This window comes from uncultured Erythrobacter sp. (assembly GCF_947492365.1).
Lineage (GTDB): Bacteria > Pseudomonadota > Alphaproteobacteria > Sphingomonadales > Sphingomonadaceae > Erythrobacter.
In genome coordinates, this window is record NZ_CANLMB010000002.1 from 142,431 (window position 1) to 156,142 (window position 13,712).

Genomic DNA, 13,712 nt, shown 5'->3' on the forward strand with positions numbered 1-13,712 from the left:
TTCGGGAGCTTACTATGAGCCAATCTGTCATCATCGCGGGCCGTCCGATCGACGCATCCCATCCGCCTTATCTGATCGCGGAGATGTCGGCGAACCATAACAACTCGCTTGAGCGTGCTCTGGCAATTGTCGATGCTGCGGCAGGTGCGGGGGCGCATGCGATCAAGTTGCAGACCTACACCGCCGATACGATGACGCTCGATTGCGACCGCCCCGGCTTCGTGATCGATGATCCGGCCAGCTTGTGGCACGGCCGTCATCTGCACGAATTGTATGACGAGGCGCATTTGCCGTGGGAGTGGCACACGCCGATCTTTGCGCGCGCGGCCGAGCGCGGGATCGCCTGTTTGAGCTCGCCCTTTGATGAAAGCGCGGTCGCCTTTCTCGAAGAGCTGGGAACGCCCGCCTACAAGATCGCGTCGTTCGAGCTGGTCGATCTGCCGCTGATCCGCGCCGTGGCAAGGACGGGAAAGCCGATGATCATGTCCACCGGGATGGCAACGCCTGCCGAGATTGACGAGGCCGTGCGCACCGCGCGCGGATGCGGGAACGATCAGATCGTCCTGCTCAAATGCACGAGCACCTATCCCGCGAGTGCCGAGAATACGAACATCTCCACCATCCCGCATTTGCGCGCCATGTCGGGCTGCGAAGTGGGGCTGTCGGACCATACGATGGGCTGCGGCGTGGCGGTTGCCGCGACGGCGCTGGGCGCGGTTCTGGTCGAGAAGCACTTCACCCTCAGCCGAGCGGATGGCGGGGTGGATTCGGAGTTTTCGATGGAGCCTGCCGAATTGGCCCAGTTGCGCGAAGAGACCGAGCGCGCGTGGCAAGCCGTGGGGCAAGTGCGTTATGGCGATGTGCCTTCCGAAGATGCCTCGCGCACCTTCCGCCGCTCGCTCTATATCACACGCGATCTGGCCGCTGGCGAGGTGATCGATGAAAGCGCGATCCGCTCGATACGCCCCGGCTTTGGCCTCGCGCCCAAACATCTCGGCACGCTGATAGGCAAACGCGTTTCGCAAGATGTGGCGCGCGGGACGCCCGCGAGTTGGGATCTGGTGGGCTAAAGCCGCGCGAACTTGCGCAGGTTGGGGCACCGGCATGCTCAAACCGGTTGGCGCCGCTCGCCTGCGTGAACCGATTGCCAGGCTGCCGCAAAAGCAATCCTGTCCCCGCGTGCGACGATATGCCCTTCCACCGCCCAACAGGCGAGGAACAGCGCGATCTTGATCCAGTAGGTCTCCGTCAGAACGAAGGTGAGCATCCCGCCGGTAAAGTGCAGCGTTATCCCGAAATAGACATAGAGCCCCAGCACTGACGTCATGACCAGATTGCGGTAAAGCAGCCGCAGAAACAGGCTCAAGAAAAGTGACGCGATCAAGCCGGCAAGCGGCAGCGTGAGAAATGGCAGATAGGCACCGAGCAGTTCGAAATGGACCTCGGGATAGCCGCCATTATAGGCCTGCCCCAGCTCGGTCAGCTCGGCCGCGCGGAAATAGCCTAGCTCTTTGGTCATCAGATACTGGATCGTGCTGTTACGCTCGAAATCGATCGGATCGAGCACCTCGCCAATCGCGTGGTCGTTGATCGGATCGGATGTGTTGCCGAAATCGACCCGGTCCCATGAATTGACCCAAAGCTGCACCGGTTGAACCAGCACGCGCTCGCTGATCTCGTAAACCGGATCGCGATAATCACGGACATTGTAATAGGAATTGTAGAGCAGCCCGGCGACCATAAACACCGAGGCAAAAACGGCCATTATCCGCACCGGCCTCGACGTGATGATGCGCTGCCCCAGCATGCCCGGCTCCAACTCACCGATCCGCCCTGCCTTGCGCGCCAGATAGACCAGAGCGACCGGCATCAGGTAAAACGACACCAGCACAAAAAACACGCTGAAACGGTTGCCGGTTATGACCCAATAGGCAGCCAAAGCGGCGGCAAGGAAGGCGAAGCGCATATCGAAACCCCGCCCATTGATCCGCGGCAGGATGGTGAATGCTCCGAACAGGAAATTGAGCAGGAAATTGAGTTCGTAGGCCGTTATGTGGATCGCGCCTGCGCTTTGCGAATAGGCGATCCGGTCAATGCCCTGCAGGATCGGGACGGTGCCGGTCAGGATGAAGTTGACCGCGAGCAGGCCCAGCACACCTGTGCCCAGCACAAAGGCGCCGTGGCCAGCCAGCTCGTGATAATTGCTGTAGGCCGGTCGCAGCGCGGCCAGCCGCGCAAAGCCTTTGCCGCGATCGGGAAAGACCAGCATCAGCGGCACGATGAAAGCGAGCGCAGCGTAGATGAAGACAGGCGCAGCGCCATTGCCGCCGATGAACTGGTTGAGCTCGCGCGTGTAGAACGGCCCGAACACATCGAGCGCAGTCACGTCAATCGCGCGGTAGATCAGCGGAAAGATCGTGAAGAACCCTGCAACAAACAGCGCAAAGCGTGAGCGCAGAAGGTGCGCGATCAGCAGCAAGAAACCCGCCAGCGAGAGGATGCTCAGCACGCTCATACCAGCGCCTGCCCTAGAACCGCGCGCACCAGCTCACTCTCCTCGCTCGCATCCACAAAGCGGTTTGCTCCGGCAAAGATCCGCGGGGCGGTGGTGAAGGTAGCGGTGAAGAGCGCGCGGCTGTGCCCGGCCAGGACACGGCTGCCCATATGCAGGCAGCGCGAGGTCTCGACCGCGAAGGCGCTGAGTTTGGGGGCGATCATTTGCTCCAGATCGGAGGCATCTGCGCGCGCCATCAGCCAGTCGTCAGGGGCGTGGCTGCGCAAAGGCTGTCCGGCAAGATCGGATTGCGGGCCCGGCAGGAATGTGAAGGGGCCATCCGCCTGTGAGCTGACATCGGTGAGATAGACGAAGACCTTGATCGTACGGACATCGTCATGGTCGCGGTGCCACAATTGCGACTGGCTCAGCTCGCCCGAAACAGGGCGCGAAACGGTCAGCAACACATAATCGAGCAACGGCAGAGTGCCGAGCGAGCGCGCCAGAAATCCGAGCAAGGCGGGTTGCAGCGCAAAGCGGGTGAAGGCGCTGTCATGCGGCATCTTCCCGTCGATGAGATCGGCATCAAGCGGGCGGCTCCAGAATGCCTTGTTGCTGGTCCCATCGGGTGAGGCGCTGGGTACCCCATCTCCCCCGGCAATCCGAATTGCGGCCGCCTGTTCGAGGTCCGCCAGAGCGCGCGGATCGATCAGGCCGTCAAGCCGGGCAAAACCATTTGCAGCGAGAGCGTTCGCATGGGCCTCTATCTCGGGCCCGTCCGGCAACTGCTCTGTCAGGGCGATCCGTTCGGCCAGAATGCGGCCCATCGAAACCTTGCGTGCGGATTTGACCAGCGAGGCTGCAGGCGAGCGCAGAATGCGATATTTGAGCCGCGCGGCGAGTCTAGACATGCGCCTTCCTCCCGAACCGCGATGCCTTGGCCAGGAACACGGTCAATTGCTCGCGCTCCGCACCTGTCAAAACGAACCGCCAAAGCGCGCCTGTATAGAGCAGGCCCCCGATCGCCAGCGCAGCCGCGCCGATGATCCAGCTTTGCTGCGACAAGGCAGCCGCCGCCGGACCGAGCAAGACCGCACCCAGCAGCGAGGACAGGCACACCGGACCGAGCAACGCCGCCCGCATCAGCGCCGCAATCCGCACGCCATGCGCGAGGCGAAAGACAATGAGAGTGCATACGAACATCGCCGCACCGGATATCACCAGCGCGCCAAACACAAAGCCGAGACCCCACCGTTCCAGACCTATTGCGAGCGCCGCGACAAATGCGATCACCAGCGCGAGATTGACTCGGACAAATAGGCGGAAATGCTCTTGCCGGGTCAAAGTTGCGCTGCAGTAATTGCTCGCCAGAAACAGCCCCTGAAAGGCCGAGAACGCGGCCATATATCCGGCCAGATGTCGATATTGTTCGCCCACCCACAGCTCAAGCAGGACCGGCGCGAACACTGCCGCTCCCACGAGCAGCGGGGTCGCGACGAGGTAATTGGCGCGCAGGCCCTTCACCGCAAATCCGGCCCGCCGTCCCTCGCGCTCCTCCACGTCACCGCCCGCATCAAGCCCCGCAATATGCGGCAAAACCGCAGCGTTGAGCGAGCCCTGCAGCGTCTTGATCACGCGCGGGATCCGGGTGGAGAGCTGATAGGCTGTAAGCATGACGGGCCCAAGCAATGCGCTTACGAACAATTCCGGCAGACGGTTAAAGCCCTGACTGACCAGATTGCTTGCAAAGACCGGCCCCGACATTCGCGTCAGCCCCCGAAAATGCCCCTGCGCTGACAGGCCGGGACGCAGACTGAACCACCCGCCCGACCCGCGCCATGCGACCAGCGCAAAGGCGATTGTCAGCACAAGGCCAAGCAGCTGCTCAAACAGGATCAGCGCCACCAGATCGGTTGTGGTCTGGAGCAACACAAACACACCGGCCGCGAAGATCAGACGGTCAAGAAACTCCCATACCTTGGTCGTCGCGAGCTGCTGACGCCCGGCGAAATAGGCTTTGATGACAAGACCGGGAAACCCGATCAGCAGGCCCGCCCCGATCACGGTGAGCGCGAGCCGCATCTCTTCACGGTAAGCGGGCGGGACGGGAAACAGATCGACAAAGCCGGACTGTGCGAAGGCAATCACTCCGGCTGCCATCACAAGACCGATCAGGACGAACAGGTAAAATCCGCCTGAAAGGATCCCGCGAAACGCGGCCCGGTCCCCTTCCGCCTCGAACCGGGCAAGGAAGCGCACAATCGCGCCCTGAAACCCCAGCTCGGCAAGGTAGGAAAGGCCGATAATGTTGAACAATTGCAGCGTCAGCCACAGCCCGTACCGCTCAGGCCCCAGCATCCACAGCATGTAAGGCACCAGCAATATCGCCAGCACCATGGCGGAGGATTGCTGGACAAAGCTGAAAGAGGTGTTGCGCAGCAAGGCATGCCTCCGCGCACCCTGAGCCATATCGGGGGCCACCCCCGGGGCCAAATCGGGGGCGGGCGCTTTTTCAGCCTGCTTTTCGCGCTCGGACAGAGCCTCTCTCCCGCATTGCTCGTTTGTTGCTTTGGCCTGGCTCCAATGCCTCGGCATTGGACCTAGAATGGAGCGCCAAGCTTTGGTCTGCGCCCTATGAATGGATGCCGCTGGAGGGGTTTTGGTTTCCTCCGGCTGCGATCCATCACGAACCAAGGTGAGGCCAAACGTGCAATCCCTGATCATCTCGACTTTGGCGGAATATCAGACCGAATTCTGGGCGCCTGTCGGCAAAGAGCTTGAGGCGCGCGGCTGCGCTGTGACCTTTGTTTCCTGCGACACACGCAGCACACAGATGCTCCGGCAGGCAGGGCTCGACGTGATCGAGGCTACTTTGAGCGCGCGGCTGGCCGCTTTGGGAACCTCCGATGCGGAGCAAGTCTGCACCGCTCACGGGATCGCGAACCCAGCCGCCTTGCTGACGCATGAGCGGTTTGCATTTGCCGAGCGCGACAGCGACCTGCTGCTGCGCAAACTGGCGGGCTCGCTGGTGGTCGGCGACATTGCCCTCGAACGCGCGCGGGCCAAGGGCGATCCGGTTCTGGTGCAGGAGCTGGGCGGGTTCCTCTCCGTGCTCGGCCTGCATCACGCGGCGCTTCATGCCGAGGTCGAAAGCCTGTTTATCGAGCCGAGCTTTTTCAAAGGGCGGATGCTGTTTGTTGCCAACACAATCGGCGCGCTCCGGCTGGAGCGGGAGGCGCGCGCGCCTGTTCCGCCCGAGCTGGACGCCTATTTCGACGAAGCCCTGTCCAGCGGCACTGTGGTGATCCCGCAAAAGGACAGGCACCACTATTCCGGAGCTGCGAAAAAGCTCCTCAACACCCGCAATATCCGCCGGCTGGTGGAGAAGGTGCGCGACAAATACCTGCTGGGTGCAGAGCAGGAATTCGGCGCAATCGGGCATCATGTGCGCACGCATCTGCGCATGCTCGGCGCCTCGATCCGTTTGCGCGGAGAATTCACCCCGCTCGGTGAGCTTGGCCGGTTTGTGTATTACCCGCTGCATGTGCCCGGCGATGTCGCGCTGACCTTGCGCTCGCCCCAATATCTCGATCAGTTGGCGCTGCTCGATTACCTTTGCCGCACTGCCCCTCTGGGTACGGTAATCGCCACCAAAGAGCATCCTGCGATGATCGGCGCTGTGCCGAGCGAAGGGCTGCTAGCGCTCAAGCGGCGCTATGATCACTTCGCCATCCTGCCGCCCTCGACCAACAATTACACCGTGCTGCGCGAAGCGGCGAGCATCGTGACGGTCAACTCCAAGAGCGGCGCTGAGGCCGGACTGCTAGGCAGGAATGTGATTGTACTGGGCGATGCCTTTTACCGCGAGGCACCCTTTGCTCACGCGCTGGGCCAACTCGGCGAGGTCGGACCAGCGATCGCTTCGCATATGTCCGGCGCGCTTCCCGATCCGGACGAGACAGCGACGCGCGGCTACTTCGCCGCGCTTTGGCAGCAAACCTATCCGGGAGAGCTGTATGTAGCCGATGCGCAGAACGTACCGCGCTTCACCGGATCTCTGTTGCAGGCACTAGCGGATGAGGCATGGAACCCTGCCGACAATTCTGACGCTCGGATGTCAGCCTAAACGCGGTCAAAGACCAGCAAAGTGCCGAAATGGCGGTGGCTTGAAACAAAGTCGAGCCGCCGCGTTTCGACAATGCGGATCAACCCCTCCGCCTCAAGTTTGCGCGCCGATTGCACAATCGAGCGCTGGTAGTCCTGCCGCAACACATAGGACCAGGTGGCAAGATCGCGCAGCGAGCTCATGCCCAAAAGCTCAAAGCTCGGCTCGATCAGGATCGCGCGCTTTGCACCCGCTGCGACAATGTTGCGAAAAATGCTCTCGGTCTCGCGCGGCAATTGTTCGAGGCAGTAATGCGAATAAACCGTCTGCCCCTCTAGCCTTTGATAGCCGGGAGAGGCCGGGTCGAGCAGGTCGATCCGGTCAAACTCGGCGCGCTCTACGCTGTAATGATCGGCGATTGTACGGGCGACTTCGACACCGCGCTGCGACAGATCGAGGCCGAGAAAGCTCTTGTCCGGCAATGTCGCGGCAAGCTCGAACACAATCGCGCCGGTCCCGCTCCCCAGCTCGACCAGATGCGGCGTATCGGGCGCAAATTCCTCCATTATCGAGGCAAGTCTGTGCCGGCGATATCGATAATAGCTGCGCGCCGGCATCGTGTGCAGCCGCCCCTCTACGGTGACCCGCAAATCGCGGTGCAGGTGCGCCCGTTCGGCATAGTCCGTCAGCGTCGGGTTGAGCAGCCAGGCGGCGGCGGCCTGTTCGCGCTTCCAGTCACCCGCGTCATAGTCCTGTTCAACCAGAACGCGGTCCCGGCTGCGGCGCTTGAGCACTTTGTGCGCGGCATCCACGCCTATCGAGCGCAGATAGACGAGGCTCGCCTTTACTGGCGCAACCGGGCGCGCGCCCACGGGAGCACAGGCTTCGAACGTCTCGGGCTGTGCGATGGAATGGCTGGTCACAGGCATATCCTTCTAAAGTGGTTCTTTCTGGACAGCGCGACTGGCGCTCTATCGGGTAAGCTCGCCGCGATTTGGCAGGTGAAAGCGCATGGTGGCAAACTCAGTTTCCTCGACCTCGGATGCATCAAGAGACGGTTTGGTCTCGATCATAACCCCTGCCTACAAGGCCGCCTCGGTTATCCGGGAGACGATTGATTCGGTGCAGGCGCAGACCCACACCAATTGGGAGATGCTGATCGCGGAGGATTGCGGACCCGATGACACTCGCAACGTGGTGCGCTCCCTGTCGCGCGGGGACAGCCGGATCAAACTGATCGAGCTGAGCGCGAATGGCGGCCCTGCTGCTGCTCGCAATCGTGCGCTCGCCCGGGCTAAGGGTCGCTGGATCGCCTTTCTCGACAGCGACGATCTGTGGCTGCCCAACAAGCTTGAGCGGCAAATCGATTTTCACCGGCAGATCCCCGATGCGGTTTTGTCCTTCACCGGATTTCGCCGGATCAGCGCCGATGCCAGCGCGACGGGGCTGTATATTCCGGTGCCTGCGCAGCTGACCTATCGCCAATTGCTCGGCAACACCGCGATTGCGACATCGAGTGTGATTGTGGACCGGGACAAGTCCGGCCCCTTCACCATGCGCCAGACCTATTATGACGATTTCGCCTGCTGGCTCGCGCTCATCAAAAATGGCGGGATTGCTGCCGGTCTGGACGAAGACCTGATGCGCTACCGCGTGATGGATGCCTCGGTCAGCCGCGACAAGCGCAACAGCGCGCTGCAAGTCTGGAACGCCTATCGCCGGATCGAAAAACTCGGCCCGCTGCAAAGCGCGTGGTACTTCTCCCAATATGCGGTGCGCGCGGTGAACAAATACCGCCAGTTCTGATCAAAGCTTCGGATGCGGGCGCCGATTCACTCGAGATCGGCTGCACTTCGGCTTTGCGATTCACCCGCTTCGGACCAATCCTGAAACCCGTTTTTCGCGCATTGAAGAAAGGTCGATTGTGGTGAGCAATTCCTCAGGTAGATCCTATGGCCGCCGCCGGGTTTTGGTGACAGGAGGGGCGGGCTTTCTCGGCTCACACCTGATCGACCGGCTGCTGAAACGCGGTGACGAGGTGTTGTGCGTCGACAACCTGTTCACCGGCGACAAAAGCAATATCGATCACCTTGCTGGCAACCCTCGCTTTGAATTCATGCGGCACGATGTGTGCTTCCCGCTGTTTGTCGAAGTGGACGAGATCTGGAATCTCGCCTGCCCCGCCTCTCCGATCCATTATCAGCACGATCCGGTGCAAACGACCAAGACGAGCGTGCATGGCGCGATCAATATGCTGGGCCTAGCCAAACGGTTAAAAGTGCCCATTTTCCAGGCCTCGACCAGCGAGATCTATGGCGATCCCAGCATCCATCCGCAGCCTGAGGAATATTGGGGCAACGTCAACACGATCGGCCCGCGCTCCTGTTATGACGAGGGGAAGCGCTGCGCTGAGACTTTGTTCTTCGATTATCACCGCCAGCACGGGCTCGACATCAAGGTTGCGCGGATATTCAACACTTACGGCCCGCGCATGCACGCTTCTGACGGGCGGGTGGTGTCGAACTTTATCGTTCAGGCGCTGAGGGGTGAAGATATCACGATCTATGGCGACGGCTCTCAAACGCGCAGCTTTTGTTATTGTGAGGATCTGATCGAGGGCTTCATCCGCTTTATGGAAGCAGGACCAGACGTTCACGGGCCGATCAATCTGGGCAATCCGGTTGAGTTCACGATCCGCCAATTGGCAGAGACGGTGCTGGCCAAAATCGGCGGACGGTCAAAGCTGGTCGAAGAGCCGCTGCCGCAGGACGATCCCTTGCAGCGGCGACCCGACATAACAAAGGCGAAGCAGCAACTTGACTGGAAACCTTCGATCGAGCTCGATGAAGGCCTCGACCGCACAATCGCCTATTTCCGCACAATTGTGGCTGAAAAACCGGCGCGCATTGGCGAGAGGCATTTGGCTGGTGTAAACGCTTAAGGCCTAAGGGGCCTATCCATGCGTACAGTGCTCATCACCGGATCAGCCGGATTCATCGGCTATCACCTCGCTCAGCTCTTACTGAACGAAGGGTTTCGCGTGGTCGGCTATGATGGGCTGACCGACTATTATGATGTGCGGCTGAAAGAGCGGCGGCACCAGATGCTGCTCCAGAACGCCAACTTCTCCTGCAAGGTCGGGATGCTGGAGGATTTCGAGACGCTTCACGCGCTTGCGCTGGCGGAAAAGCCTGATGTGATCGTCCATCTCGCGGCGCAAGCGGGGGTGCGATACAGCCTCGAAAACCCGCGCGCCTATGTCGATGCGAACCTTGTCGGCACATTCAACGTGATGGAATGCGCGCGCGAGCTGGAGGTTGATCACCTGCTGATGGCTTCGACCAGCTCGGTCTATGGCGCGAATGAGGACATGCCCTTTGGCGAGCGCGAGAAATGCGACACCCCGCTCACGCTCTACGCCGCGACCAAAAAGGCGAACGAGGCGATGGCGCATTCCTATGCACATCTGTGGAACCTGCCGACTACGATGTTCCGCTTTTTCACGGTGTACGGGCCGTGGGGCCGCCCGGACATGGCGCTGTTCAAGTTCACCCGCGGCATTCTCGAAGGCTCGCCGATCGACATCTACAACAATGGCGAGATGTTCCGCGACTTCACTTATGTCAGCGATCTGGTTCGCGGGATCAGGCTGTTGCTCGATGCGCCGCCTGTCCGCCCGGAAAGCGCCGAAGACATTCCCGAATGGGACTCGCTCTCACCCGCCGCACCGTGGCGCGTGGTCAATATCGGCAATAGCGACAAAGTCCGTCTGATGGATTTCGTTGAAGCGATTGAGGCGGAGTGCGGGCGCGAGGCGGTGAAGAACTTCATGCCGATGCAAAAGGGCGATGTGCCCGCCACATGGGCCGATGCGACCTTGCTGCGCGAGTTGACCGGATACGCCCCGCAAACCGAGGTGCGCGAGGGGATCCGCCAATTCGTCGCGTGGTACCGCGATTATTACGCAGTTTGATTTGGGGTCTGGTTAGTCGCCGGATTCCGGAGTGGGAGGCGGCAAATCTTCCTCACCCGGCAGCGGCGCCGAACGCTCGCGCTCCAGCCGTTCCAGATATTCACGCTCGATCTGTTCGACCCGCTCCTGTTCGGCAGCGGCATCTTCGTCGATGGTCGAAAGGCGCTCCTCCCGAGCTTCTTCGATCAGCTGGCTGAACCGGATATTCTCGCCTTCCGCGCGGTCGGCATAGGCGGCGTCGATCAGCTGCTGGGTGCAACCTGTGATCCCGCCCGCGCCTGCCGGACTGCAAGACAAGGTCCCGAACTCGCCGATATAGCGGATTGTCTCGACCTGACGGCTCCAGCTGCGGTTTTGCGGGGAGTCGCTTGAACGCAGGTTGGAGGGGATACGATAGCGATCTGCATTGACCACGATTTCGCAAACCACGATCTCGCCTTCGGCGGTAGGCTCGGGACATTCGCTTTCGTCATAGGCGATGACCATGTTCACCCGTTCGCTGCGCTGTTCTTGCGCGGCTTCCTGCGCGGCAGCGGGGCTAGCCACCGCAAGAGCGGCCAATGAGGCGACGAGCGCGAGATGCGAGTGCTTGAGCATTTTTATTCCTCTTGATTGCGCTTCCTTGCGCGAATTTCTTATCCTGCGCCTATATAGCAGCGGCTGAACGGGTTCTGAAGTCGCCGCGAGATTGCGTGCGCCTCAAACCCGCTCGCTGATCCGGATTGCGAGTTTGCAGCCCAGCCGGATCGCGCCCGATAGCAGCGGATAGGCGGGCGCGTTCTCCGCGCCATTGGCAAGCGCGGCGTCGCGGTGTTCGCGTTCATCCTCGCGGAATTCTGCGATCATTTCAGCAAGTTCGGGATCGGAATCGGTTTCGGCCAGCCGGTCGAGCTGCTGCGAATAGTGGTTGTCGATCTCTTCCTCGATCGCGGCGGTGCAAGCCATCGCGGCTTCGGGTCCGAGCAAGGCGGTGCCTGCACCCAGCGCAAAGCCTGCTGCCGACCAGAAAGGCTGCAAGGCAGTCGGGCGCACGCCCCGCTCTGCCATCAGTGCGTCAAAGCGCGCGCGGTGGCCCTCTTCCTGCTCGGCCATGTGGCGGATTTCAGCCGAATGCGGCCCGCGATCACCCATAACGGCGAGCTGACCTTCGTAAATACGCGTCGCGCCGAATTCGCCGGCTTGGTCGACCCGGATCATGCGGTGCAGTTCGCTCTTGTCCATATTGCGCTCCTGATTTGTGAGCGTCTTACTTCCTAAAGGCCGCAAGCGCCACAACCGCAGCGCCGCCAACGCAGGAAATCAGGAAATTCCAGCCTGCCAAAGAGATGCCGAACAGGCTCCACGGCGCAACATCGCAGCGGATGATCGGCGCGGCGGAGACGTCCATTACGTCGATTGCCGAGGGCAATGTGCTGCAACCGGTAATGCCTTCCCACCAGCCATATTCGACCCCGGCGTGAAAGCCCCCGATCAATCCCGAAGTGATGATCGCAAGTCCTGCCAGCGCGGCCCAGACCCGGTGCGGCACGATGACAAAGGACAATCCGGCGAACAGCAATGCGGCGAAATGCGGCCAGCGCTGCCACCAGCACATCTCGCATGGAAACAGGCCAAAGACATATTGCGATATATAGGCACCGCCCAGCAATCCGCCGGCGGTCGCCAACGCCAGCGCGCGCGCTTGTTGAAGTCCGTTCATTGCTTTTCCTTAGGCGCTTTCCCACCAGCCGTGCGGTAGCAAGTTCCTAGCGGCGAATGGCCACCGAACTTGCCGTCGTGCGGCGCAAGGTTTCGAGCGCGTAGTGCAGCTGGAAGTCGTCCACGCCCTGCTCTTCAAGCTGTTCAGCGGTGAGCTGGAAGCGAGGATCCTCGATATTGTCGTCCTCCATCTCCGCATCATCAATGCCCAGCTCGTTCACAAGGTGCCCGCGCAGATCACTCTCGCGCGTCTGATAGCGTTCGCGCAAGGCAAAATCGGGATCAGACAGCTGCGGCACACGGATATCGGGAGTGATCCCGCCTTCCTGCACCGACTTGCCCGAAGGCGTGAAGTAACGCGCCGTGGTCAGTTTGAGCGCGGCATCAGGGCCGAGCGGCAGCAGCGACTGGACCGAGCCTTTACCAAAGCTGCGCTGACCCATCACCAGCGCGCGGCGGTGATCCTGCAAAGCGCCTGCGACAATCTCCGAAGCCGAAGCCGAACCGGCGTCGATCAGGACGATCACCGGAGTGCCCTCTGCCATATCGCCGCGGAACACGGTTTCGGCATCGTAGAGCAAAGTTTCACCGCGGGCGCGGCCGCGCTGTGACACGATGCGGCCCGAATCGAGGAACAGGTCGGACAATGCGACCGCTTCATCGAGCGAACCGCCCGGATTGGAGCGCAGATCCAGCACCAGGCCGTTCATCCGGCCCGTTGCTTCTTCCTTGAGCGATTCCCACGCGCGGTAGACATCGACACCGACATCGGCGGAGAATTCGTTGACCGAAATCACCCCGATATTGCCCGCCTGCAAGGTGTGTGTCACCGGCTCGAGTTCGATCACGCCGCGCGTCACATCGACTTCAAACGGCCCATCGCGGCCCGGACGGAAAATCGTCAGCCGGATCGAAGTGCCCGCTTTGCCGCGCATGCGCGCAACTGCATCGTCGAGGTCGCCGCCATAGATCAGGTCGCCGTCAAGGTGCGTGATATAATCGCCCGCCTTGATCCCCATTTCGTCAGCCGGGCTGCCGCGGAAGGGCGAGATCACCTTGACCGCGCCATCTTCCAGAATAACCGAAAGGCCAAGACCGGAATAATTGCCGTCGATCATGGTCGTCAGGCGCTGAAGGTCGCTGCCATCGAGATAGGCGCTGTGCGGATCGAGCGCTGCGAGCATCCCGTCAATCGCGCCGCGCACCAGCACTTCATCTTCGACCGGCTCGACATAATTGGCCTGAACGCGCTGCATGATCGTGTAGATCTTTGCCAGTTCGGGTCCGGCGCGGCCATCGACCTGCGCCATCGTGGCGGTGGTTGCAGGGATAAGCGCGACAGCGGTGACAAGAGCGGCGCTGCGAAGCAGATTGGCGATCTTCATAAAGGCAAATGGCTCCTTCCAATGGTGTATTGCTATAGAATCGGGGCCATGAACGCC

Annotated in this window: 13 protein-coding genes; 5 read left to right on the forward strand and 8 right to left on the reverse strand. The window is 61.1% G+C overall.

Annotated elements, in window-relative coordinates; translation table 11 throughout:
- The first annotated feature begins 14 nt into the window (after nucleotides 1-14).
- Nucleotides 15-1,070, forward strand: coding sequence for a pseudaminic acid synthase (pseI, locus tag Q0887_RS11940; protein WP_299195680.1), 1,056 nt, complete (start codon nucleotides 15-17; stop codon nucleotides 1,068-1,070).
- Between the two features lie 38 nt (nucleotides 1,071-1,108).
- Here the strand turns inward: pseI and Q0887_RS11945 are convergent, their stop codons facing one another.
- The 3 genes from Q0887_RS11945 to Q0887_RS11955 are packed head-to-tail and all read right to left on the reverse strand — an operon-like array spanning nucleotide 1,109 to nucleotide 4,963.
- Complete coding sequence (locus Q0887_RS11945; protein WP_299195683.1) at nucleotides 1,109-2,515, reverse strand: DUF6418 domain-containing protein; 1,407 nt, start codon at nucleotides 2,513-2,515, stop codon at nucleotides 1,109-1,111.
- Nucleotides 2,512-3,405, reverse strand: a complete 894-nt coding sequence (locus tag Q0887_RS11950; RefSeq protein ID WP_299195685.1) for a hypothetical protein — start codon at nucleotides 3,403-3,405, stop codon at nucleotides 2,512-2,514. Before Q0887_RS11950 ends, Q0887_RS11945 begins: the two co-directional genes overlap by 4 nt.
- Nucleotides 3,398-4,963: a lipopolysaccharide biosynthesis protein gene (locus Q0887_RS11955; protein ID WP_299195687.1), complete on the reverse strand. Its 1,566-nt coding sequence runs from the start codon at nucleotides 4,961-4,963 to the stop codon at nucleotides 3,398-3,400. The genes Q0887_RS11950 and Q0887_RS11955 overlap by 8 nt, the downstream gene beginning before the upstream one ends.
- Nucleotides 4,964-5,201: 238 nt before the next feature.
- Here Q0887_RS11955 and Q0887_RS11960 point away from each other — a divergent pair, with 238 nt between their 5' ends.
- Complete coding sequence (locus Q0887_RS11960) at nucleotides 5,202-6,620, forward strand: hypothetical protein (RefSeq protein WP_299195689.1); 1,419 nt, start codon at nucleotides 5,202-5,204, stop codon at nucleotides 6,618-6,620.
- Here the strand turns inward: Q0887_RS11960 and Q0887_RS11965 are convergent.
- Nucleotides 6,617-7,522 carry a class I SAM-dependent methyltransferase gene (locus tag Q0887_RS11965; RefSeq protein ID WP_299195691.1) on the reverse strand — a complete coding sequence of 302 codons (906 nt, stop codon included), beginning with the start codon at nucleotides 7,520-7,522 and terminating at the stop codon, nucleotides 6,617-6,619. The genes Q0887_RS11960 and Q0887_RS11965 overlap by 4 nt on opposite strands.
- A gap of 88 nt (nucleotides 7,523-7,610) precedes the next feature.
- On the opposite strand from Q0887_RS11965, the gene Q0887_RS11970 reads away from it, so the two are divergent.
- From Q0887_RS11970 to Q0887_RS11980, 3 genes are all read left to right on the forward strand, one after another.
- On the forward strand, nucleotides 7,611-8,405 hold the full coding sequence (locus tag Q0887_RS11970; RefSeq protein WP_299195693.1) for a glycosyltransferase family 2 protein: 795 nt from the start codon (nucleotides 7,611-7,613) through the stop codon (nucleotides 8,403-8,405).
- 121 nt (nucleotides 8,406-8,526) lie between these two features.
- Entirely contained in the window at nucleotides 8,527-9,540 is a 1,014-nt protein-coding gene (locus Q0887_RS11975) for a UDP-glucuronic acid decarboxylase family protein (protein ID WP_299195694.1), read from the forward strand.
- Between the two features lie 18 nt (nucleotides 9,541-9,558).
- Nucleotides 9,559-10,572 carry a GDP-mannose 4,6-dehydratase gene (locus Q0887_RS11980; RefSeq protein WP_299195695.1) on the forward strand — a complete coding sequence of 338 codons (1,014 nt, stop codon included), beginning with the start codon at nucleotides 9,559-9,561 and terminating at the stop codon, nucleotides 10,570-10,572.
- A 12-nt stretch (nucleotides 10,573-10,584) separates the two neighbouring features.
- On the opposite strand, the gene Q0887_RS11985 is transcribed toward Q0887_RS11980, so the two are convergent.
- The 4 genes from Q0887_RS11985 to Q0887_RS12000 all read right to left on the reverse strand — a co-directional run bounded on the left by Q0887_RS11985 (nucleotide 10,585) and on the right by Q0887_RS12000 (nucleotide 13,655).
- Complete coding sequence (locus Q0887_RS11985) at nucleotides 10,585-11,169, reverse strand: hypothetical protein (protein WP_299195697.1); 585 nt, start codon at nucleotides 11,167-11,169, stop codon at nucleotides 10,585-10,587.
- A 102-nt stretch (nucleotides 11,170-11,271) separates the two neighbouring features.
- Nucleotides 11,272-11,793, reverse strand: a complete 522-nt coding sequence (locus Q0887_RS11990) for a demethoxyubiquinone hydroxylase family protein (RefSeq protein ID WP_299195699.1) — start codon at nucleotides 11,791-11,793, stop codon at nucleotides 11,272-11,274.
- 25 nt (nucleotides 11,794-11,818) lie between these two features.
- Nucleotides 11,819-12,271 carry a disulfide bond formation protein B gene (locus tag Q0887_RS11995; RefSeq protein ID WP_299195701.1) on the reverse strand — a complete coding sequence of 151 codons (453 nt, stop codon included), beginning with the start codon at nucleotides 12,269-12,271 and terminating at the stop codon, nucleotides 11,819-11,821.
- Nucleotides 12,272-12,317: 46 nt separating this feature from the next.
- Complete coding sequence (locus Q0887_RS12000) at nucleotides 12,318-13,655, reverse strand: S41 family peptidase (protein ID WP_299195703.1); 1,338 nt, start codon at nucleotides 13,653-13,655, stop codon at nucleotides 12,318-12,320.
- Nucleotides 13,656-13,712 lie beyond the last annotated feature (57 nt).

What these genes read in the sequence shown, in the direction of transcription:
- Q0887_RS11950 (WP_299195685.1), bottom strand. Translation starts at nt 3,405, where the DNA reads ATGTCTAGACTCGCCGCGCGGCTCAAATATCGCATTCTGCGCTCGCCT.
- Q0887_RS11990 (WP_299195699.1), bottom strand. Translation starts at nt 11,793, where the DNA reads ATGGACAAGAGCGAACTGCACCGCATGATCCGGGTCGACCAAGCCGGC.
- pseI (WP_299195680.1), top strand. Translation starts at nt 15, where the DNA reads ATGAGCCAATCTGTCATCATCGCGGGCCGTCCGATCGACGCATCCCAT.
- Q0887_RS11995 (WP_299195701.1), bottom strand. Translation starts at nt 12,271, where the DNA reads ATGAACGGACTTCAACAAGCGCGCGCGCTGGCGTTGGCGACCGCCGGC.
- Q0887_RS11985 (WP_299195697.1), bottom strand. Translation starts at nt 11,169, where the DNA reads ATGCTCAAGCACTCGCATCTCGCGCTCGTCGCCTCATTGGCCGCTCTT.
- Q0887_RS11945 (WP_299195683.1), bottom strand. Translation starts at nt 2,515, where the DNA reads ATGAGCGTGCTGAGCATCCTCTCGCTGGCGGGTTTCTTGCTGCTGATC.
- Q0887_RS12000 (WP_299195703.1), bottom strand. Translation starts at nt 13,655, where the DNA reads ATGAAGATCGCCAATCTGCTTCGCAGCGCCGCTCTTGTCACCGCTGTC.
- Q0887_RS11955 (WP_299195687.1), bottom strand. Translation starts at nt 4,963, where the DNA reads ATGGCTCAGGGTGCGCGGAGGCATGCCTTGCTGCGCAACACCTCTTTC.
- Q0887_RS11970 (WP_299195693.1), top strand. Translation starts at nt 7,611, where the DNA reads ATGGTGGCAAACTCAGTTTCCTCGACCTCGGATGCATCAAGAGACGGT.
- Q0887_RS11980 (WP_299195695.1), top strand. Translation starts at nt 9,559, where the DNA reads ATGCGTACAGTGCTCATCACCGGATCAGCCGGATTCATCGGCTATCAC.